Genomic DNA, 25,280 nt, shown 5'->3' with positions numbered 1-25,280 from the left:
TCTCTCCATTAATTCGAATCGGCAGCCGCAATCGCTGCGATGTGGCTGTTCGGCGATGTCCCTTCAGGATCCGCCATTCCCAACACGCTTTTCCGCAGCCTGACGCCGTCCCCGGCCAGTACCAGCACCTGATCAAGCCCGCTCGCTAGCGCTTGATGCAAGGCGCGCAATCCCGCTTCCGTTTCCAGCGGCTGCATGCCGAAGTTCTTCAGCATGGCCTGCCGCTGGCGCGCATCGACCTGCATGCCGCCCTGCTCCCACAAAGGCCAGTTGACCGACAAGCTGCGGCCATGGCGCTGCCCCTGCGCGGCCAACGCCGAGCGGGCGTGGATAAAGGCATCCATGAAGGCATTGGCAGCCGCATAGTCAGCCTGTCCCACATTGCCCAGCGCTCCCGCCAGCGAGGAGAAGCAGATGAAGCAATCCAGATCGATGTCGCGGCTGGCCTGGTCCAGATTGACCGTCCCCGCGACTTTGGCGCTAAGCACCTCAAGCAGTTGTTCCGGTGTCTTGCGGGCGATCAGGCCGTCGCGCACAATGCCCGCGCTGTGGATAATGCCGTCCAGGCTTTCAAATTCCTCGGGGATTTGCTGCACCAGCAGCGTGACCGCATCGGCGTCCGCCACGTCCAACTGGCGGTAATGAATCACGGCGCCCAACGCCTCCAGCTCGCGCATAGCCTGCTGCACCGGCGCCTGCAGCGCGGAACGACCGGTCAGGATCAGAACGGGATGCTGCGCTTGACGGGCGATATCACGCGCCACGATCAGCCCTAGCCCACCCGCACCACCGGTAATCAGATAGACACCGTGCGGCTTCCAGAAAGGAGCTGTATTGCCGGCCGGGTGCAACTCTTTCCAGTTGCGGATGTGCGCCTGGCCATGCGTGTAACGCAGTTCGGGAATACCCCGGCGACGGCCATCGGCCAACGCCGCCAAAGCTTCGCTCAGATCATTTGTACAAATGGTTTGCCAAGTCAGGCGCGGGCTTTCCAGCCTAGCGCTGCGCAACATGCCTTCCAATCCGCACAGGGTGTGAGCGTCGGCGCGTGCCGGCAGCAGCAGCTGGAGCATTTGCGGTCCGGGTTGGCGCTGAAGCTGCCGCAGCTCTTCCAGCAAGGTGGTGGCCGCATCCGCGTAGTCTCCGGTTTGCGACACCAAGCGCCCGGCAAGATGTGGCTCAAGTTCGCCGATATCGATGCCGCCCGCACCGCATGAGAGCACGACATGACCGGAAAAGTCCGGTGCAGCGCCGCTCACCACCGGCGTACTCCATTCAGGAGTCAGAAGCAGGGTTTCAGCCCGGCCGCCAGGTGCCACCGTCTCCAATTTCGGCTTTTGCTCCGTCCGAACCGGGTCCGGAGCGCTGGCCACCGCGCGCAGAGAGAACTCGCGCAGGCGCGCCAGTACCGCACCGGACGCTGAGCATAGATCGATGTCCAGCTTCTGAACCGCGTCGCGCGGGCCGCTGCCGGGAGAGAAACGCAGCAGCGCCCACATCTCGGCTTCGCAAGGAGCGAATACTTCCAGCTCGCCAAGGGCAAAAGGCAGCATCAGGCGCATGGCCTGTTCGCCCTCCACTTGCAGCTGCATGCCGATCGATGCCTGCAAGGCTGCGTCCAGCAGGCTTGGATGCAGGACGTAATTCGCGGCAGTCTCCGCAAGCATCGGGGGCAGCGAGATATGGGCCATGACCTGCTGCCCTCCGATCAACAATTCTCCCAGCGCCTGGAAGGACGGACCGTATTGCAGGCCAGCCTGTTCGAAAATCGCGCGACACTCCTTGCCGCCTACCCGCACCGCGCCGCATTGCTGGTGCAGCGCCGGCAGGTCGTGGCTCGGTACCGTGACGCCAGGGTCCTGCCGGCTGGCCAGCACCTTGCCTTGGCTGAATACCGTGTCGGCATCATCAAAAATTTCATAACCGACCGAACCATCGGCCTCTGGAGTCAAGGCGATATGAATCTCCAGTCCCGCCCCATCCACGGTGACTGGCCTTGTCCACACGACATTCCTGAGTACCAGGCCGCCGTTCATGCGCAGACCCTCGCAAGCCGCCTGATACGCCATTTCCAGCTGGGCAGAACCAGGCAACACGCAGGCGCCTTGCACCTGATGATCCTTCAGGAAGTATTCATTGCCGCTGAAGCGGGTGCTGAATTGAAGGCCAAAGATGTCCGATGTGTTCCGGTGCAGCAGCGGATGCAGGTTCGCGCTGACGGCCGCAAGCCCTGGCGCACCGGCGGGAACCCAATAACGCTGCTTGGCGAAAGGATACGTCGGCAGGCTGATACGGGACGGCCGGCGGCTTGCCAGTTGCCCCTTCTGATAGAGGCGATCCCAATCCAGGGCCAGGCCTTTCACCCACAAATCGAGCACCTTGCCGCTCTTGCCTTTGGCGAGCCAACCATCAACCATCAAGGCCAGCTCTTCGTCATCGTTAAGCGCCGCGTAGGCTTCCTTATTGCGCTTGGCTTGGCCACGATAGACTTCATCGAACTGACTCTCGCCGCCGACGAAGGCACGCAGCTTGGCGCTCAGATCGTCCAGCGAAACGGCGGCAAACGCCAGGCGCTCCTCCATTGCCTCGCGGCCTACCTGCAGGGTGTAGGCAAGTTCCGCCAGAGCCAGACGCTGGTCCGCTTCGATTGCCGCCAGCAATTGGGCCGCGTGTTCCTTCAAGCGTTCCTCATTGCGCGCGGAAAGAACAACCAAGGCCGGGCCATTGAGAACAGCAGGCTGCATGGCCGCGCTGCGGTATTCCTCGATCACCACATGGGCATTGGAACCGCCTGCGCCAAAGGACGATACGCCCGCACGGCGCGGCAATTCACGCTGTGCGCCGTCCTCCTCAACCACAGCACACGGCCAGTCGGCCAATTCCTGCTGGACGATGAATGGCGTATCCGCGAAATCGATATTCGGATTCAGCGTACTGGAATGCAGGCTGGACGCAAGCTGCCCGTGTTTCAGCTGCAATAGCACTTTCGTGATCCCGGCGATGCCCGCGGCGCTTTCGCAATGCCCAATATTCGACTTGGCCGAGCCGATGGAACAGAACTGCTTATCTGCGGTCCAGCTGGCAAAGGCCTTGGACAAGCCGGCAATCTCAATCGGATCGCCCAGACTGGTGCCCGTGCCATGCGCCTCGATATAGCTGATGCTGCGCGCGTCCACCCCGGCCTCGCGCAACGCGCGCCCGATCACGTCGGCCTGCGCATTCGGATTGGGCACGGTGTAGCCATTCGTCTTGCCGCCATGATTAACCGCCGAAGCTTTGATCACGCCGTAAATATGGTCGCCGTCGGCAATGGCCTGGGCTTTGGGCTTCAGCAGCAGAGCACCGACACCTTCTCCTGGCACATAGCCTTCTCCGCCCTCGCCGAAGCTCTCGCAACGGCCCTTGGCCGAAATGAATTTGCCCTGGGCCAGCGCCAGGTATTTATTCGGATGGATGGAAACGTTCACACCGCCCGCTACCGCAACCGCACAATCGCCACGCTGCAGGCTTTGCACCGCCAAATGAATGGCCGTCAGCGAAGACGAGCACATGGTGTCGAGTGCCATGCTCGGGCCAATGAAGTTACAGAAGTAGGAAACACGGTTGGCGATCGAGGCAAAACTGCTGGACAAGGCCAGTTGCTGCCCCAGCGCCTGTTGCTGCGCCCCGTAGAGCTGGTATTCACCATACATGACGCCGACGAATACCCCAGCGTTGCCATTTTTCCCGGCGACGGTGTCTCGGGTATAGCCGGCATCTTCCAGCGTGGCGTGCACGCATTCGAGGAACAGCCGCTCCTGCGGATCCATCAACTCAGCTTCGCGCGGCGAAATATTGAAGAACAGCGGATCGAAATGATCGACGCCATCGATGAAACCGCCCCACTTGCTATAGGTCTTCCCGCTGGCGTTACGGTCAGGGTCGAAATGCTGCTTATAGTCCCAACGTTCGAATGGAATCTCGCCGATGCAATCCTTGCCCTGGCTCAGGTTCGCCCAGAACTCTTGAACATTGGCGGCCTTGGGGTAGCGCCCCGCCAGTCCGATAATAGCTATTTCGTCGACCTCGGATGCGGCGATGCGCGCAGGCAGGCGCGCCTGGCGGGACTTCATAAGGGGGATTGGCAGGCCTGCAGCGGAAGGCTGCACCGGCTGCGCCGACACGACGCGCTGACCACCCAGAAGCTCCGCCAATGCCGCATGATGGTTGCGCAGGAAGTAGTCCGTCAGGCTGGCAATCGTCTGATATTCGTAGAACAGCGTCTTGGGAAGGCTGCCGAAGCTCTTTTCCAGCGTGCGCGTCAATTCAAGCACAAGAACGGAATCAATCCCGTAGGACTCCATTGGCGCCTGCGCGTCGATACGCGCAGCAGGCAGTTTGAGCGCAGCCGACAACAGATGCACGAGATAACGTGTGGCTTTCTCCTGCAGATTTTCCGCAAGGTGCGCGACCTGGGCCGGGGTGGCAGTCGGGGTTGGGGTTGGGGCGACAGCCGCGGCTTCGCTAACAGCGCCATGCAGCAGTGTCGCCTTGATGCGCGCCATATCGCCTTGCAGCACCAGGACCTGGTCTTCGCCGCTGGCGAGAGAACACAGGAGCGCCATGCGGCCATCGGCTGTCGCCAGTGGCGTCAGGCCGGTCTTCTCGGTCAGATATTGGCGCGCTTTGGCGTCCAACTGCATGCCGCCCTCTTCCCATAACGGCCAGTTCAACGACAGTGTACGGCCATGACGTTCACCATTTGCCACTTGCTCATTGCGACGCTGGGCAAAGGCATCCATGAAGCCATTCGCGGCGGCATAGTCGGCCTGTCCAACATTCCCCAATGCTCCCGAAATGGACGAGAACAGGATCATGCAGTCCAGCGAAAGTGCCAAGCTGGCGCGGTCCAGGTTAATGGCGCCCGCCACCTTGGCTCGTAGTACTTCACGCAGCTGCTCCGGTGTTTTGCGGATCAGCAGACTGTCGCGCGTCACGCCGGCACTGTGGATGATCCCTGTCAGGCGTCCATGCTGCTGCACGATATCGTCTATCAGTTGCTGCACCGCGACCGCATCGCCGACATCCGCCTGGCGGTAGTCGACAGCAGCACCCAGCATCTCAAGTTCCCGCATTGCGACGAGGACTGCCTCATTCGCTCGGGAACGGCCGGTCAGAATCAGCGTGGTCTTGCTCGCCGATGCTGCAATATCGCGCGCAAAGATCAGGCCCAGGCCTCCGGCGCCGCCGGTAATCAGATAGACGCCGTGGTCTTTCCAGGATGCGGCAACGCCGTCGGCATCCAGTCCCGTCCATTCCTGAACCATGCGTTCGCCGCCCTGATAGCGCACGTGCTGCGCGCTGCCGTCTGCATTAGCTGCCAAAGCCTGTAGCCAGTCCTGGCCCACTTCCACTTCGATCAGTTGGCCGCGGACACGCGGATTCTCCAGCTGTGCGCTGCGCAGCATGCCGGACAGCCCACGCATCATCTGGTTCTCGCCCTTGCGAGCCAGCACGATCTGAACCAGCGCGTTCCCGCCCTCAGCATTCAACGCCTGGAGATGCTGCAGCAACTGCTCCGCCGCAGCGCCGAATGCTTCGGCAAGGTCATGGCCGGAGCCAACGATGCCGAATTCGGTCGATGGCAAGCGCTGCTGCGCCGCCGCCAGTTCTTCCTCAGCGATGCCGCATAAGAGCACCAGGCGGCGGGAAAACGCAGCATCTGCAACGGCCGGCGCAGTCGCCTGCATGCGCCATTCAGGACGCAGCAACAGTACTGGTGCGCGAACTTGCGCCTGTTCTGCCAGCGGCACGAACGATGCTCCTGGAACCGAACGCAGTTCGAGCTGGCCGAATCGCAAGCAAAGCCGCCCGGATTGGTCGCACAGATCGATATCGAGCTGCTGCACGGCGTCGCCTGCCTCACCGCCGGTACGGCGCACCACGGCCCACATACTGCTGGAGCAAGGCGCAAGAACGTCCAGCGAGCCAAGCGCGTATGGCAGCATGAGCCCAGTTTCCGGCGCCGCCACCAGGCCGACAATCGCTTGCAGCGCAGCATCCAGCAAGGCGGGATGCAAGGCAAAGCCCCCCAGCGATGCGCCGGCAGGCAAGCCGATACTCGCGACCGCGAGCTGCTCGCCGATGAATACCTCTTTCAAACCGCGCAAGCTGGCGCCATATTGAATGCCAAGCTTGGCGAAGATTTGATAACACTGTTCTTCGCTCAGGCGGCCAAGCGTGCACTCCGCGCGCAAGGCGTCCAAGTCATGGCTGGCGGTGACGTTCGTCGCCGGCACGATGGTCCCTTCACTGTAGATCAAAGGACTGCCGCCATCGCCATCGCTATAAATTTCGAATCCGATCTCGCCCTGTTCACCCGGATACAAGGCCAGATGAATTTCCGGGCCATCCGCGCCTACCTGCACTGGACGAGACCAGACAACATTGCGCAAGCGCAGTGCCATCCCGTGATCCATGGATTCCTGGGCCGCGAACAGCGCCATTTCCAGCTGCGCCACACCCGGCAGCACAGCGCTTCCTTGGACGCGATGATCTGCCAGGAAGAATTCCGCACCGCTAAAGCGGCTGCTGAATCGTTGCAGGGAAAGCCGCGAAGTATTCCGGTGCAGCAGTGGATGCAGCCTCGCCGCGGCCGGAGCATGACGGCCTGCCGCACCGGCATCAATCCAATACCGTTCACGCGCAAAAGGATAGGTTGGAAGACTGATACGGCGAGGAGCCGGCGCATTGCGCGGATATAGCTGCTGCCAATCGAAGGCCAGGCCTTTCACCCACAACTCCAGCAACTTGCCGAACTTGCCTTTCTCAATCCAGGCGCCGATGGCTGCCGACATATCGTCGTCGCTGGCCAGAACGTCCAGGGCATCCGGGCCACGTTTGACCTGGCCGCGATATGCGCCTTCCGGGAGACTACGGCCTTCGGCAACGGCTTGCAGCTTTTCTCGCAGCTCGTTCAGGGAGTGGACGACGAGCGCCAACCGTACCTCCATCGCCTCCCTGCCGACTTGCAGGGTGTAGGCCAGATCCGCCAGCCCAACTTCGCCGACAGCCAGCAACTGCAGAACCCGCTCCTGCAACCGTTCCTCGCTACGCGCCGACAGTACAATCAGGGCCGGTGCGCCGTCCTCAATGGCCTCGCCCTGGGGCGCCACATACTCCTCGATCACAATATGCGCGTTCGCGCCTCCAGCGCCGAAGGATGAAACACCCGCGCGGCGCGGCAGCTCGCGCCGTTCGGCATCTTTACCGCTCACAGGGCGCGGCCAATCCGCCAGTTGCTGCTGGACGACGAACGGCGTATCCGAAAAATCGATGTTGGGATTGAGCGAAAGCGAATGCAAGCTGGGAACCAGTTTCCGGTGTTTCAACTGCAGCAGGACCTTGGTTACGCCGGCGATGCCAGCGGCGCTTTCGCAATGGCCGATATTCGATTTGGCCGAGCCAATGGCGCAGAACTGCTTGTCCTGTGTCCAGTGTTCGAAAGCCCGGGACAAGCCTGCAATCTCGATCGGATCGCCCAAGCTGGTCCCGGTGCCGTGCGCCTCGATGTAGCTGATACTGCGCGCATCGATACGCGCGTCGCGCAAGGCGCTTTCGATTACTTCAGCCTGCGCGCCGGGGTTTGGCACGGTATAGCCGTTCGTCTTGCCGCCATGATTGACGGCACTGGCCTTGATCACACCGTAAATGTGATCGCCATCCGCAATGGCCTGCGCCTTCGATTTCAGCAGCAGCGCGCCAACGCCCTCGCCCGGCACATAACCTTCGCCGCCTTCGCCAAAGCTTTCGCAGCGCCCTTTCGCCGAAATGAACTTCCCTTGCGCAAGCAGCAGGTATTTATTCGGATGCACCGACACATTCACCCCGCCCGCCACAGCCACCAAGCAATCGCCTCGCTGCAGGCTCTGTACGGCCAGATGGATGGCCGTCAGCGAAGACGAGCACATGGTGTCGACGGCCATGCTGGGGCCATTGAAGTTGCAGAAATAGGAAACACGATTGGCGATCGACGCGGGGCTGCTGGAGACGGCGATCTGCCGTCCCAGCGCCTGCTCCTGGGCGCCATAGAGCTGGTATTCGCCATACATCACGCCGACGAACACACCGGCCTTACCGCTGCGGCCCGCCACCGTCTCGCGCGTGTAACCCGCATCCTCCAGCGTAGCGTGAACGCATTCGAGGAACAGACGCTCCTGCGGGTCCATCAGCTCCGCCTCGCGTGGCGAAATATTGAAGAACAATGGATCGAAGTTGTCCACTCCATCGATAAAGCCGCCCCATTTGCTGTACGTCTTGCCGGCGGCATTGCGGTCGGCGTCGAAATACAGCTCATGGTTCCAGCGATCAGCGGGGATCTCGCCAATGCAGTCCTTGCCCTGGCTGAGATTGGCCCAGAATTCTTCGATATTGCGAGCCTTCGGGTAGCGCCCAGCCAGGCCGATGATGGCGATCTCCTCGTCATTGCTTGCGTTGCCCGCTTCGAAGCGGCGTTTGACGGCATGCGACGTCTTTGCGGCGGGGCTCTTGATCAGCGGAGCGGCGATTGCTTTCGGACCGTCCAGCAGTTTAAGCAGCGTCTCCTCATGTTTTTTGAGGAAATAGCCGCTCAATGCCGCAATGCTGCGGTACTCATAGAACAATGTGGTGGAAAGCGGGCCGAAGACCTTTTCCAGGCTGCGGGTCAAGTCCATCACCATCACCGAGTCGATGCCGTATGCTTCGAGCTGCGCCTTCACATCGATCTTCTCGGCCGGGAGCTTGAGAACCGCGGCGAGCAGGCGCGCAAGGTAGCGCTGCGTCTTCTCCTGCAAATCCTCGGCGACTGCCACCGAAGCCTCGGCCACAGGCGTGCTGGTTTCCTGATGCCTGGACTGGGCCGCAGCGGCGCGCAGCTCGAGTCCGACAATTCGCACACAAACCTGCCCATCGTCATCGCACAGGTCAATATTGAACTGCTGGACCGGCTCGCCGGCGGTGCCAGCCTGACGCCTCACAACGGCCCATGTGCCGCTGCTGCAAGGAGCAAGAACTGTCAACGACGCCAGACTGGATGGCAGCATTGCCGTCTGAGCCTGGGGCGCCAACGCAAGGCCCGCCGTCGCTTGCAGCGCAGCGTCCAGAATACCCGGGTGCAGGATGAAGTTCTCCGCGCCACTCAGATCGCGCGCCGAAATGCGCGCAATTGCCAGCTCCTCTCCGACCAAAATTTCGGCCAGGCTCTGGAAACTGGAACCGTAATGGATGCCCAGGCTGTCAAACAGCGCGTAGCATTGTTCCCGGCTCATACGATTCAGCGAACAGAGCTCCCGCAACGCTGCCAAGTCGAGGGAAGCGTCCGGCTGGTCTACTGGAGACAGCATGCCCTCGCTGTAAACCAGCGTATCGTCTCCTTCTTCGCTATAGATTTCGAAACCGATTTCATCCCGTCCATGCGGAATCAGCGCAATGTGCAGATCCAGGCCTTCTCCGTCCATTGTGGCGGGACGGGACCACCTTACGTCCTGCAAACGGAACGCATGCTGGAGCGGGGCCGCCTTGCGTGCTGCGAACAGCGCCATTTCCAGCTGGGCGACGCCGGGCAACACGGCCCGGCCATGTACCATGTGATCGCTGAAGAAGAACTCAGTTCCACTGAAATGGCTGCTGAACCGTTGCACGGCAAGGTTCGACGTATTGGTGTGGACCATGGGATGCAGTGCCGAGGCAGTCTGCCCCGAGGCCACCGCGGCACTGGTCTCGATCCAGTACCGCTCGCGGGAAAATGGATAAGTCGGCAGGCTGATACGCCGCGGCTTGCGGGCGGAACGTGCATGCAAACGGCGCCAGTCGAAGACGAATCCCTTCACCCACAATTCCAGCAGCTTGCCAAACTTTCCTTTCGCCAGCCATGCATCAACAGTACTGGACATATCGTCATCACCGGACAGGCTACCCACGCCGTCTTCGTCGCGCTGCGCCCGTCCTTGATAGACATCGTCCGCCCATGTTTCGTCCGCTGCGAAAGCTTGCAGCTTTTCCCTCAGCTCGTCAACGGAATGGACCACCAGGGCAAGGCGCTCTTCCAGCGCCTCCCTTCCGAGCTGCAGCGTATATGCCAGATCGGCCAGATCGATATCGGCTGGCGTGGCGACAGCGGCCAGTAACAACCGCACCTGTTCATGCAGCCGAGTCTTGTCGCGTGCGGAAAGCAGAACCAGGGCCGGGGCACCCGCCAGCGAGCGCTCCATTGCAGGCGCGACATATTCTTCAATCACCACATGGGCATTGGCACCGCCGGCCCCAAAAGAGGAAATGCCGGCGATACGGGGACGCTCGACGCCATCTTTTTGCGTGCCAGGCCATGGAGCAAGGTCCTGCTGAACCATAAACGGCGTTGCAGAAAAATCGATATTCGGATTCAGCGAGCGCGAATGCAGGCTTGGAGCAAGCTGCCGATGCTTCATCTGCAGTAGAACTTTGCTCACGCCGGCGATACCGGCCGCGCTTTCGCAGTGGCCAATATTCGATTTGGCCGAACCGATGGCGCAGAATTGCCTGTCCCCGGTCCAATTCTGGAACGCCTTTGAAAGGCCTGCAATCTCAATTGGATCACCGAGGCTGGTTCCGGTCCCGTGGGCTTCAATGTAACTGACGTCGCGCGCATTTACCCCGCCTGAACGCAGGGCCTTCTCGATCACTTTGGCTTGCGCATTCGGGTTGGGTACCGTATAGCCGTTGGTTTTGCCGCCATGATTAACCGCTGTGGCCTTGATCACACCGTAAATATGATCGCCATCGGCAATGGCCTGCGCCTTAGGCTTGAGCAGTACCGCGCCCACGCCCTCGCCAGGAACATAGCCCTCGCCGCCTTCACCAAAGCTCTCGCATCGCCCTTTGGCCGATACGAACTTGCCCTCGGCCAGCATCAGGTATTTATTCGGATGAATCGATACATTCACGCCGCCGGCAACCGCAACGCTGCAATCGCCGCGTTGCAGGCTCTGTACAGCCAGGTGAATGGCGGTCAGCGACGAAGAACACATCGTATCCAGCGCCATGCTTGGGCCACTGAAATTGCAGTAATAGGATACGCGGTTGGCTATCGACGCCGGACTATTGAACAGACCGATATTGTTGCCACGCGCCTGCTCCTGCGCTCCGTAAAGCTGGTATTCCTCATACATCACGCCGACGAACACCCCGACCTCACCTTCGCCCGCGACATTCCCCCGTGTATAGCCCGCATCCTCCAAGGTGGCATGCACGCACTCCAGGAAGAGCCGTTCTTGCGGGTCCATCCGCTCAGCCTCGCGAGGCGAGATATTGAAGAACAGCGGATCGAACAGATCGACGCCATCCATAAAACCGCCCCATTTGCTGTAAGTCTTACCAGGGGCATTGCGGTCGGCATCGAAATACAGCGTGTGGTCCCAGCGGTCAGCCGGAATCTCACCGATGCAGTCCCTGCCCTGGCTCAGATTAGTCCAGAATTCCTCGATATTGCGGGCCTGTGGATAGCGCCCCGCCAAGCCGATAATGGCGATTTCATCGCTCATGGCAGCAGCCGAGGGCGCGAGCGGAACCCGCAGGCTATCCTGTGTTTCGATAACTGCCGGCGCGGAGACTGGCGCTGCGTTTGGTGCCACGCTGCGGCTTTCGGCCAGCAGCGGCACCAGCACGGCGGCATGCTGCTGCAGGAAGTATTTACTCAGCGCGTCGATGGTCTGATATTCGAAGAACAGCGTCTTCGGCAAGGAGCCAAACACCTTTTCCAGCGCGCGGGTCAGATCGAGTACGAGGATGGAATCAATGCCGTAAGACTCCATCTGCGCTTGCGGATTGATGCGCTGCGCCGGCAGCTTGAGCGCGGCGGACAGCAGGCGAACAAAATAGCGGCTTGCTTTTTCTTCTAGGTTCTCGGATATCGGCATGGCTTGCTCTCTTTGATTTTCGGTCCGTTCCGGCGGACGGCCTTGTAGAATGGATTTCATGCGGCCGGCATCGCCTTGCACCACCAGCACCTGCGGTGCAGCGCTGCCCAGTGCCGCGGCCAAAGCCGCGCTGCCATCGGCCGTGCTCAGAGGCGCCATGCCGAAATGTTCAAGCAGATGCTGGCGCGTGGCGGCATCGACCTGCATGCCGCCCTCCTGCCACAGCGGCCAGTTGATCGACAGGGTGCGCCCATGGCGCTTGCCTTGTGCTGTCAGCTCGTTGCGATAATGGGCGAAGCCGTCCATAAAGGCGTTTGCCGCCGCGTAGTCCGCCTGTCCGACGTTGCCGACCGCGCCCGAGAGCGAGGAGAAGCAGATGAAGCAGTCCAGGCCGACGTCACTGCTGGCCCGATCCAGATTCAACGTACCGGCAACTTTGGCGCGCAGGACTTCACTAAGTTGCTGAGGAGTTTTCCTGAAAATGAAGCTGTCGCGAACCACGCCAGCGCTGTGAATGATCCCATCGAGTCCTTCGTGCTCTTCCTGGATGCCCTGCACGAGCTGGTTGACAGCCTGCGCATCGCCGACATCCAACTGGCGGTACTGCACTACCGCGCCCAAGGCCTCCAGTTCGCGGATACTGGCGCGTATAGCGTCATTCATCGGCGAACGCCCAGCCAGGATCAGCGTGACGCCATTCGCCGCACTGGCGATATCGCGTGCGAAGATCAAACCCAGGCCACCAGCACCGCCAGTAACGAGATAAACCCCGTGATCCTTCCATTGCGCCGCGCCGCTTGTCGCCAGCTCGCTCCAGTCGCGGACCAGGCGTTCGCCATGGCGATAACGGATCTGCCTTTCTGTGCTGCTCCGATTCTCCAACAGGACCGATGGCAAGTCCCGGCCTTGATCGAACTCGATAACCTGGCCGATGAGGCACGGATTTTCCTGTTGCGCGGTTTGCAGCATTGCGCCCAGCCCGCTCAGGGCCTGAGATGGCCCCCCCGCCGGGATAGCCAGCTGTATCAGCGACATTCCAGTTCCGCCAGTCAGAGCTTGCAATCGCTCAAGGAGTGCCTGCGCTGCGGATTCAAAGGAAACCGCAAGATCCGGCTCCGCTGTCAGGATCCGGCAGTCCGCATCCGGCAAGCGGGCGCGGATCGCAGCCGCATCCAGTTCCGTGAGGCCGTACAGTAAAACGATATGGCGGGCATAGGCGGTACCGGTACTTTCCACCGGCGCCGGCTGCGCGCGCCAAATAGCTTGCAGCAAGGTAGAGGCTTCGGAAGCACGTTGGCCGCCGCCAGTCACCGCGCGCAGGCTGAACTCCCTGATCTGGATGCAGGCCAGGCCATCGTCGCCGCACAAATCGATATCGAATTTTTGCACCGCGTCGCCCGCAGCGCACCCGGCGCTGCGCTGAGCCACCGCCCACATACGGCCGCCAGGCTGTTGCATGATCTCCAGTGATCCAAGCGCGAACGGCAGCATCAATTCACTACCATCGAGCAGACCGATAGATGCCTGCAAGGCAGCATCGATCAAAGCGGGATGCAGCGTGAAGTCCTGCAGGCTCTCCAGCATGGCGGGTGCCAGATCAATGCGGGCCAGCGCAAACTCATCACCGGCCAGCAGCTCGCTGAGACCCTGGAAACTGCTTCCATAGCACAGTCCCATGCGCTCGAACAGCGTATAGCATTCGGCACCATCCATTCGCCGACGCGTGCAATGCGCACGCAAAGCCTGAATATCATGAGCGGCAGCCGATATGGATGCATCAGCCGGCTCCAACAGCCCTTGGCTGAATACAGAACCTTTGCCGCTTTGGCCTGCACCTTGGATCTCGAAGGACAAGGCCTGTCCTTCCGCAGGACGAAGCGCAATATCCAGCTGCAGGCCATTCGCCGACGCGATGGCAGGGCGTACCCAGGCGACATTCCTGAGCCGCAGGCGGCAGGCGCCTTCTGTCGCCAGCTTACCCGCATGCAGCGCCATTTCAAGCTGCGCCGCACCAGGCATCACACGTTCGCCACGCACCACATGGTCGGCAAGGAAGAATTCGCCGCCGTCGAAATGGCTGCTGAATCGCAGTCCCGAAACGTTTGAGGAGTTCTGTTGCACCAAGGGATGAAGCCTCGCGCCTGATACGCTCGTTTGCTTTCCATGGCCTATATCGATCCAGTAGCGTTCTTGCGCAAACGGATAGGTCGGCAGGCTGATCCTGCGCGGCTTGCTGCCGGCATACCGCGACGACCAATCGACGCTCCCCCCCTTGACCCACTCGGCGAGCAAGGCTTCGAGACCAGAAGATGGATAGGCCCCATGGCTGGCGGAATCCTTGGCACGTTTGGCCTGTCCACGCAGGATTGCGTAATCCTGTGACTTTCCGCTTACAAAGCGCGCCAGCTTCTCGCACAGCTCGCCGAACGAAGCCGCCGAGAAGGCCAGACGTTCCTCCATCGCTTCCCTGCCGACCTGCAAGGTATAAGCCAAATCGGCCAGCGCGACATCTTTTTGAACTTGCGAAATGCTGACGAAATCCAGCAACTGGCGTGCCTGGGCCAGCAAACGGTCCTCATCCCGCGCCGACAGTACAATGCCCACCGCGCCGGCCGGTGCAGGACCCAGGCGCGCCGGAGCGATATATTCTTCCAGCACCACGTGTGCATTGACGCCACCGAAGCCGAATGAGCTAACCCCGGCGCGGCGCGGGATCTCCTTGCCGTCGGCATCCCGCAAAGCAGTCCATTCGCGCGCATCCTGAACCACATAGAAGGGGCTCGCTTCCAGATCGATGTACGGATTCAGCTCAGCGCTATGCAGGCTACGCACCAGCTTCTTATGCCGCATCTGCAGCAGCACCTTCATCACACCGACAACGCCGGCTGCCAGCTCCAGATGTCCAAAATTCGTTTTGGCCGAGCCCAGGCCGCAGTGGCGAGATTCGACACGCGCACCGGCCGCATCGTACAAATTCTTGAATGCTGCTTTCAGCCCGTTGATTTCGACCGGATCGCCAAGGCTGGTCCCCGTGCCGTGCGCCTCGATGTATGTCACCGTACGCGGGTCGATACCGGCGTCCTCATATGCCTTGCTGACCACGGCGGCCTGTGCCTTCGGATTCGGCGCGGTTAGCGAGTTAGCGCGGCCACCATGATTTTCTGCCGTGCCGCGTATCAAGCCATAGATATGATCCCCGTCGCGCTCCGCGTCGCTCAAACGCTTGAGCACCAGCATACCGGCACCCTCCCCGCGCACATAGCCGTTTGCCGCGCTGGAGAAGGTCTTGCAGCGCCCATCTTCGGCCAGCATACCCGCCTTGTTAAAGCTGATATGCAGGTCAGGGTTGACGATGACGTTCACGCCGCCGACCACCGCCACGCCAGATGCGCCGCTGCGGATGGCTTGAACGCCGCGCCGCAAAGCCACCAGTGAGCTGGAGCAGGCGGTTTCCACGGGCTCGCTCGGTCCGTGGAAATCAAGGAAGTAGCTCATCCGGTTAGGTCCGACCGAAGCTACCGATCCGGTCGAGGAATAGCCCTCGATGGTCATCCCCGCACGCCGCACGCGGTCCGCGTAACCACTGGCGATCGTGCCGATAAAGAGCGCCGTGTCGCTGCCGGACAAGGCGGAGCCCGCGTACCCGGCATCTTCCAGCGCCTTCCAGACGTGCATCATCATCAGCCGCTGCTGGGGGTCCATCAGCTCCGCTTCCTTCGGCGAGATGCCGAAGAACAGCGGATCGAAGTCGGCGATGCCATCGACGAAACCACCCCATTTGTTATTGCACTTGTTCGCCTCCAGATTCGGATCGCCATAGATGGCTTCCCAATCCCAGCGGTCTTTGGGAATCTCGCCAATACAATCACGGCCCTCGTCCAGCACGCGCCAGAATGCATCCATATCGGGCGCCGCCGGGAATTGACCGCTCATGCCGATAATGGCAACCGCTTCGCTGCTTTCCCTGTACAGCGGCTGCGCGGGCTCGTGGATCGCGCGTTGCACTGGCACCGGCTCTGGAGCATCCGTCGCGAACAGCGAGCGCCGTTCCCGGGCCAGGAACGATGCCAACCCATCCAGCGTCGGATACTCGAAGAAGATGGTCGGCGCCAGGCCAACGCCATATTGCTCGTTAAGCGCGTTGCAGAAGCTTGTCAGCGTAATCGAATCGAAGCCGTATTCGCTCCACTGGGTATCGCCGTCGATCTCCTGCTCTGCGACCTTCAGAATCGCCGAAACACCGGCCTTCAGAAGCTGGCCTATCTGGACCGGCAGATCAAGAGCACTGGACGGAGCCGGCGCTGTTGCCAGGACCACAGGTGCCGGCCCGGCGATAGCTGGCGGCGCAGCTGCGGTCTTCTCTTTCCAATACCGTTCCTTCGCGAATGGATAGGATGGCAGGCTAATACGCGATGGACGTGGTACACCACCCGCTACGTACAAGGCGTTCCAGTCGAGCGCGAAGCCTCTGCTCCAAAGCTCGCCCAACTTATCCAGTTTGGCCTTGGCGAACCATGTGGCAACGATACCGTCCATATCTTCGTCGCCGGCGAACAGGCTGAAAGCTTCCTTATTCTTCTTGGCCTGGCCACGATACACGCCATCGACTTCACTTTCGCCTACAGCAATTGCCGCCAGCTTCCGGCGCAACGTGTCGAGCGAGTCCGCCAGGACGGCAAGGCGCTCCTCCATCGCTTCACGGCCGGTTTGCAATGTGTAGGCGATATTCGCCAGAGTCATTTGCGGCTCGATACGGTCCGGGCCAATGGCCGCGAGAAGGCGCGTGACACGCTGCTGCAGGCCCTCTTCCGTACGGGCCGACAACACGACCAGCGCCGGTCCGGAGGATGCCTGGTCGACCGGCGAAGCAATGAACTCCTCGATAACCAGGTGGGCATTGGCGCCGCCGGCACCGAATGAAGAGATGCCCGCGATGCGGGGCTGTTCGCCGCGCTCCCAGGTGGCAAGCGTGCGCTGCACCGCGAAGGGTGAATTGGTAAAGTCGATATCCGGATTGAGCACGGCTGCGTGCAAGCTGGGAACTAGGGTCCCATGCTTCATCTGCATCAACACTTTGCTGATTCCGACCATGCCGCTGGCGCTTTCGCAATGACCGACGTTGGACTTCGCACTGCCCAAAGCGCAGAACTGCTTGTCCTCCGTCCAATTGCGGAAAGCCTTGCTTAAACCAGCAACCTCGATCGGGTCGCCCAGGCTGCTGCCCGTGCCTTGGGCTTCCAGGTAGCTGATGCTGCGGGCATTGACGCCGGCCCGCTCCAGCGCATCCGTCACCAATTGCGCCTGCTGATTCGGGTTTGGAACCATAAAGCCGTTGGTCTTCCCGCCGGCATTGACCGCGCTGCCTTTGATGACGCCGTAAATATGGTCGCCGTCCTCGATCGCGCGCTGCAGCGGCTTGAGCACGATAGCGCCAACGGCTTCGCCATCGACAAAGCCGTCGCCATCGGCGGCGAAGGACTTGCATTGATCGCCGCTTGACAGCATGGTCATTGCCGACAGTTCCACCAACTGCTCCGGCGCGACAATCAGGTTGACACCGCCGGCCACGGCAACTTCGCTCGCACCGCTGCGCAAGCTTTCCAGCGCCAGGTGCACCGCCGTCAGCGATGAGGAGCAGGCGGTATCAACCGCCATGCTCGGACCCTGGAAGTTGAACAACCAGGAAATGCGGTTCGCGATGGACCAGAAGCGGCTGCCAGCGCCGTAGTACTCGTTCATCGCCCCGACAAACACGCCTACCTTGCGGCTTGCGCTCAAACCGGCCGGCGTGTACCCCGCATCCTCGATGCTGCTGTATGCCTCCTGCAGGAAAAGGCGTTCCTGCGGGCTCATCGCCTCGGCCTCGCGTGGCGAAATATGGAAGAAGCGCGCATCGAAGCAGTCGATGTCGCTGAGGAAGCCGCCCCATTTGGTATAGGTTTTTCCGGAACTGCCCTTGGCCGGATCGAAATAGAGGCTGTGATCCCAGCGGCCGGCGGGAATCTCGCTTATGCAATTGCGGCCAACTTTCAGGTTCTCCCAGAACTGCTCCACGTTCTCCGCCATTGGATAGCGGCCCGACAGGCCGATGATGGCGACGTCGAACTGACCGACCGGCTCTACGGACTTGCCCGACGCCTTGGCACGCCATACCTGGGAAGCGCGGGCGCGGCGCCCGCCGGATGGCGGCAAAGCATGCACCGGCCGGGATATTGGTTGAGAGATCGCCTCGGATGCGGCCACGGACTGCGTTGCATCCAGTCCGGTCCATCGCCTCATCGCAGCGCTTTCGGTCTGCACAAAGTGATCGGCCAGCGCATCGATGGACTGGTGCTCAAAGAACAACGACGTGCTCAAGCTGCCCGTCATGCCTGCATCGGCCAGCGCCGCGCGCAAGCCATTGGTCAGCTCCAGCACCAGGATCGAGTCAATGCCGTATTGGTCAAGGTTGCTGGCGGCGTCGATTTTCTCCACCGGCATTTTCAAGACTTGCCCAACCAGTTTTTTCAAGCGCAGAACACAGCCATCCCGCAGCGCCGATGTGGGCTGGGACTGGGTGACCGGAGCCGACTTGACGGCAGCGCGAACGGGGACCACAGCACCTCCGCCTGCAGCGACGGGGCGCACGACCGGTGCAGTGGACACCGCTACTGGCTTGACGTTGCGCTGCGGCGTGATACCGTCGCTTTCCGCCACGACCACCTGCTGCCCGAGAGCGTGTGCGCCATCGGCCGGGAAGCTCACATGGCGGTAGCCTTCCTCGCGCAGTACAGTCTTCCACACAGCCGGCGCCAGGCTTGGGCAACCAGGAATGCGCAAGGCTTCATCTTCGTAAAGCCACCATCCGTCCAGCATGCCGAACGTCAGGTGCGCCCACAATTCGCAGCTGCTCAACTCATTCAGCAGCAACACACCGCTGCCGCGCAACGCCGCCTTTGCATTGCGCAGGCTTTCGCGGATATCCCTCGTGGCATGCAGAACGTTGGTGGCGATCACCAGGTCGTAGCTGCCAGCCACGATATCCTGCCCGGCCAGCGGCTTGCTCGCGTCGAACAACCTGTAGGCCAGATATGGGTAATGCGGGCCATACTGCTGCTCCGCGTGCAGCAGGAAAGCGCGCGACAGATCGGTGTAGCAGTACTGGTCGATATCGCCGGCATAGGGTTTGAGTTTCGCCAGCACGCGCGCGCTGGTGCCGCCCGTTCCCGCGCCGATCTCCAGAATGCGGATGCGGGCCGAGGGATCCTGGCGCAGGCGCGCCGCGATAAAGGCCAGAACGCTCGCCGCCAGCACATCGTTATAGTAGTCCGCAAGCGGGCTGCCGCGATAAACGCCCTCCACCAGCTCCATCGAGGAATTCGGGAACATGATCGAGGTGGCGGGCGTATGGCCTTTGAGCATTGCCTGCAAAGCGCGCAGCATGGTTTCCACCAGCACCGTCTGGGCACGCAGGTTCGCATCGGCCAACCAAGCGTGCTTGCGTTGCTCCCATTCGCTCCAGGCATGTTCGAGGAGCGGGTCTTGCGTCGCCACATGCCAGGAATCGGTGCTCTCCTGTTGCAAGAAGCCCGCCTGGGCCAGGCATAGCAGGCTATGCGCCAGCCAGCGGGCATAGCCTGGCCGAATGCCCGACGAAGCCATCGCATCGCTCAATCCGAACGAGCCTGCCGTGGCAAACATGCCGATGGCGCGCAGCTCGCCCCAAAGAACGGCAAGCGACAGCCGGTCCATTTCCTGGCGATGAGCGGCCAATTGGGCTGCTCCGGCCGGTAAGGGCAACGCATCCTGCTCGCTCAAGGCCGCAGCCAGCGAGGGGTATCCATTGGGATGGATATCGAGGCGGTTCGCACCGATCAGATCCTGGCTGCCGCCTCGGGGCATTGCCGCTGTCACTTTCAGGAATCCCAGTTGCGGCAATGGCGACGCCATCAGCGCATCGATGGCCAGCATGCCTTCCTGCGATTCGATCGAGCCTATGCCTTGCTGGGCCATACGTTCCCGGTAAGCCGGCGAAGCGACCACGCCCACGCTGCCCCAATAACCCCAGTTCATCGTCTTCACAGGATAAGGCAGGCGCTTGGCCAGCTGCAGGCTGTAGGCGTCCTTAAATGTGCTGCCGGCCGCGTAATTGCTTTGCCCCGCCGCCTTGATGAAACTCAGGAGCGATGAACAGAACAGCATGAAGTCCAGCGGCAGTTGACCAAACACTTGCGCCATCCGCACGCTGATATCGACTTTCGCCGCCAGCCCCGCGCGAAGCCGCTCTTCGTCCATCAGAGCCAGGCTCCTGTCGAGCAAGGCGATAGCCGCGTGCACAACGCCATTGAGGCGCGGGAAGCGCGCCGAAATCGCCTTGCGCACTGCCTCCATCGCATTCAGGTCGGTCGCATCGGCCGAAATATAGCTTGGCGCAGGCCCGAGTGCGCCGAGGCGGGCAATCGCCTGCTCAATCTCGCCATCCATGGCGCGTCGGCCGACCCAGAATACCTTGGCCTGGTAATGACGGATCAGGTGCTCGCTCAATGCCTGCCCGATGCCGCCCGCTCCGCCGATAATGAGGTACACGCCGCCTTGGCGGTAGGTTGTCTCAGTCCCTGCCGGCGCGGCCATCCGCACTTCCTGCAGCTGTTGCCGGAACCATTGGCCGGAGCGCCATGCCAGCGCGTCCCCCGCAGCGTTGAACGGCAGCCCGAAAATATGCTGCCAAGGCCAGGCGGCACCGGCCTGCATATCCAGCAGGCGCACTTGCCAACGGCGAAACTCCTTGGCCATGGAAGCGATAAAGCCATGCACGCTGGCGTGGGCCGGCGCAATGGCATCGCATGTATGTACGCACTGGCTTTGGCAAGTCAGCACGGTCCAGCCGAGTGGCCTATCCGCCATGCCGATTGCGAGCAGCGCTTTCACCAGGCGGAAGCCGGTGATCACCCCCTCTTCCTGTGCCGCGATCAACTGCTCGTCATCATTTTTTTCGCCGGCTTCGACGATCCACACCAGATGGTCGAATGGACCGGTGGCGCGCAAGGCTGCCTCAATGACGTCTGTTGACGCCCCTGCGGACAAGGAAAGCACTTGCGCCTGAGGATGCAGAGCCGCGACCTCGCGATGCTGGGCAGGCGTTCCGCCAACCAGCACCAGGCGCATTTCCGGCGCAGGAGCCGCATCCGCAACGGCTGCGCCGGCAACTTCCCATACCGGGGCAAGCAGCAGCGCTTCTTCTTTGGGCGCGGCATTGCCTGCCATGGCATTCGACTGATTCGCGGCGGCGGCACGCAAGCTGAATGCATGGAAGCGCAGACAGACACGCCCCTCTTCATCGCACAAGTCGATGTCCAGCTTCGGCACGCGCTGGCTGGCCGAGCTGCCCGCGCTATAGCGCACCAGCGCCCACATGTTTTCGCTGCAGGGAGCAAGTTCCTGCACCGCCTCCAGTGCGAACGGAAGCATCAAAGGTGGCAGACCATCCGCATCGGCCTGCACCGCCAGCGTAGCCTGCAAAGCCGCATCCAGCAGGCTGGGATGCCAAGTGTAATCTGCTTCCGTACGGACAGCGTCGGGCAGTACGATACGCGCCAACACCTGCTGCTCGCCGAGGAAGAGTTCAGCAACACCCTGGAATGCCGCGCCGTATTCCAGGCCGGCGCGTTCGCAAAGCGGGTAAAAGTCCGTCGCGCCCAGATAGGCGCGCTGGCATTGCTCGCGAATCGACGTGATATCGTAGGTTTCGGCTTGCGTTTCTTCCGCGTCTTCAACGATGGCAAGGCCCTGGCTGAACGGCGAAGCCTCGCCATCGGCCGCATCCGCATAAATTTCAAAGCGGATGGCCGATTCGTCCACGGGATAAAGCGCAATATGCAGCAGTAGTCCATCCTCGCCGACAATCACCGGACGCGCCCACACCACATCGCTCACCGTGATGCGGCAGTCACCGCCCGCAGCCAGGGCCACGGCGCTACGCGCCATTTCAAGCTGCGCCACACCGGGCAGGACGCGGTTGCCATTGACAATGTGCTGCGACAGGAAGAATTCCTCGCCGCTCAGGCGGCTGCTGAAACGTAGCCCCGCCAGATCGGAGGTATTGCGCTGAACCAGCGGATGCAAAGCGGCGTTGCCGCCGTATTCACTGCCGCTCTCACCGCCTTCAATGCCGGTGCCCGTTTGCACCCAATAGCGCTCACGGGCGAAGGGATAAGTCGGCAAACTGATGCGGCGTGGGCGCGTGGCACCATTGCGGTACAGGCGTTGCCAGTCGAAAGCCAGGCCTTTCACCCACAGGTCGAGCAGCTTGCCGAATTTCCCTTTTTCGACCCAGGCATCGACTGCCGCAGCCATATCGTCGTCACCGGCCAGGCCGCCCAGCGCTTCCGCCGTACGTTTTACCTGTCCGCGATAGACATCTTCCAACTGCGTCTCGCCTGCCAGAATCGCTTCCAGTTTGCCGCGCAGGTCATCCATCGAAGTCACCTGCAACGCCAGGCGCTCATCCATCGCTTCGCGGCCAACCTGCAGCGTATAGGCCAGATCGGCCAAGGCGATTTGGTCTTGTTGCGCCACGACCGCCAGCAGCTGGCGTACCTGTTCCTGCAGTCGCTCGCCATCGCGAGCCGAAAGCAGCACCAGGGCGGGACCGGACATTGCCGCCGCCGGACGCGCATCCGCATATTCTTCGATCACCACATGGGCATTCGCGCCGCCGGCGCCAAATGAGGAAATGCCCGCCACGCGCGGCAATTCGCGCTTGATGCCGTCATCCTCCGCCACGGGACGCGGCCATGGCGCCAGCTCCTGCTGCACTACGAAAGGCGTATTACCGAAGTCGATATTCGGATTCAAGGAGCGCGAATGCAGGCTAGGGACGAGCTGCCGATGTTTCAGCTGCAGCAGTACCTTGGTCACGCCGGCCACACCGGCAGCGCTTTCGCAATGACCGATATTCGATTTGGCCGAACCGATGGAGCAGAACTGATTGTCCTTCGTCCAACTACGGAAGGCCTTGGACAAACCGGCAATCTCAATCGGATCGCCCAGGCTCGTTCCGGTTCCGTGCGCCTCAATATAGCTGATATTGCGGGCATCGATGCCCGCACCGCGCAGCGCTGATTCAATCACCTTGGCCTGCGCATTCGGATTGGGCACGGTATAGCCGTTGGTTTTCCCTCCGTGGTTGATCGCGGTGGCTTTGATGATGCCGTAGATATGGTCGCCATCGGCGATAGCCTGCGCCTTCGGCTTAAGCAGCAAGGCTCCCACGCCTTCTCCGGGAACATAGCCTTCTCCGCCCTCGCCGAAGCTCTCGCAGCGCCCTTTGCCTGAGATGAACTTGCCCTGCGCCAGCATCAGGTATTTGTTCGGATGGATAGAGACATTCACGCCGCCCGCCACCGCCACACGGCAGTCGCCGCGCTGCAAACTTTGCACAGCAAGATGGATGGCCGTCAGCGAGGAGGAGCACATCGTGTCCAGTGCCATGCTGGGGCCACTAAAGTTGCAGAAGTACGAGATGCGGTTGGCGATGGATGCTGGGCTGTTAAGCATCGCCAGGTTGCGGCCGCGCGCCTGCTCCTGCGCGCCATACAGCTGGTATTCGGAATACATCACCCCGACGAAGACGCCTACGCTGCCGTCTGCGCCGGTCTGGCCCTGCCGTCCAATGTTCTCGCGGGTATAACCGGCATCCTCCAACGCGGCATGCACGCATTCCAGGAATAGGCGCTCCTGAGGGTCCATGCGTTCGGCTTCGCGGGGCGAGATGTTGAAGAACAGCGGATCGAACAGGTCGACGCCATCGATAAATCCGCCCCATTTGCTGTAAGTCTTGCCGTTCGCATCACGGTTGGCGTCGAAGTACAGCTTGTAGTCCCAGCGCTCGCTCGGAATCTCTCCGATGCAGTCTTTGCCTTGACTCAAGTTGGCCCAGAATTCATCCACATTACGGGCTTGCGGATAGCGGCCAGCCAAGCCGATGATGGCGATGTCGCCGACATCGGCGGCAGCGCTTGACTCCGTTGCCGTCGATGCAGCAGGAACCGAGCGGCGTGCGAAACCCGAACGGCGGCTCGCCAGGGCTCTGCTGGCGGGGGCTTCATCGATAACCGTATTGATTACCGGCGCTGCCGCTTGCGCCGGAGTTTCGCCAAGCTGCGCGGCCAGCGCTTCGCCGTGATTTTCCACAAAGTAGGCAGCCAAAGCGGCAATGGTTTGATACTCGAAGAACAAGGTCTTGGAAAGCGTGCCAAATACCTGCTCAAGCTTGCGGGTCAGCTCCACGACTAGAATCGAATCGATGCCATACGCCTCCATCTGCGTATGCGGATCGATGCTATCGGCCTGTCGCCGCAGCGTTCCGGCCAGAAGGCGCACGAAATATCGCACTGCTTTCTCCTGCCCACCCGCCGCGATGGCTGGCATAGAGCCGGCGGAAACAGTCTTGCGCCGCTGCGACAAGCTGGCCTTGAAGCGGGCGATCTCGCCTTCCGCAACCAAGACCTGCGATGCCGTCGACGCCACGGCCTGCGCCAGGGCGGCACGGCCGCTGGAGGTTTGCAAGGGCCGCAGACCGGTTCGTTGCCGCGCTTCCTGGATAGTCGCCGCGTCGACGCGCATGCCGCCTTCCTCCCACAGGGGCCAATTCACCGCCAGCGTGCGGCCATGTCTTTGTCCCTGCGCTGCCAGTCCGTTGCGGTATTGGGCATAGGCATCCATGAAGGAATTGGCGGCAGCGTAATCGGCCTGCCCCACATTACCAAGCGCGCCGGAGGTCGAGGAGAAGCAGATAAAGCAGTCCAGCGCCATATCGCGGCTGGCCTGGTCGAGATTAAGCAGGCCAGCGACCTTTGCGCGCAGTACCTCCCTCACCTGCTGCGCGCTCTTCCCGTGAATCAAGCCGTCGCGCAGAACACCCGCGCTATGGATGATGCCATCGAGGCTCTCGAATTCCTCGGGAATGCTTTGCACCAGCTGGTTTACTGCCTGCGCATCGCCGACATCGAGTTGGCGGTACTGCACCACGGCGCCCATTGCCTCCAGTGCGCGGACCTCCGCCTGCACGGCATCGCTGATGGCGGAGCGGCCGGTCAGGATAAGCGATGCGTTGCGTACCGAAGCGGCGATGTCGTGAGCGAAGATCAGCCCGAGGCCTCCCACACCACCGGTGATCAGGTAGACGCCGCGGTCTTTCCACGGGCGGTTTGCCTCGCTTGACGGCAGTTCGCTCCAGCCGTAGACCAGGCGCAGGCCGTCCTGGTAGCGCAGCAGCTGGGCATCGCTGCCTATATTCTCGGCCAGCACCTGAGCAACGTCCTGCCCCTGTTCGACACTGATAAGCTGCACCGCAATGCGGGGATTCTCAAGGCTGGCGCAGCGCAGCAT

At 61.5% G+C, this 25,280-nt stretch carries 1 protein-coding gene; it reads right to left on the bottom strand.

Features of this window, described 5'->3' with window-relative positions; genetic code table 11:
• Positions 1–8: 8 nt before the first annotated feature.
• On the bottom strand, positions 9–25,280 hold the full coding sequence (locus tag H597_RS34700) for an SDR family NAD(P)-dependent oxidoreductase (protein WP_229632108.1): 25,272 nt from the start codon (positions 25,278–25,280) through the stop codon (positions 9–11).

Source organism: Pseudoduganella violaceinigra DSM 15887 (assembly GCF_000425385.1).
Taxonomy (GTDB): Bacteria; Pseudomonadota; Gammaproteobacteria; order Burkholderiales; family Burkholderiaceae_D; genus Rugamonas; species Rugamonas violaceinigra.
Note: the sequence above shows the minus strand (reverse complement) of the source record. Positions and strands in the feature narration are given on the sequence as shown.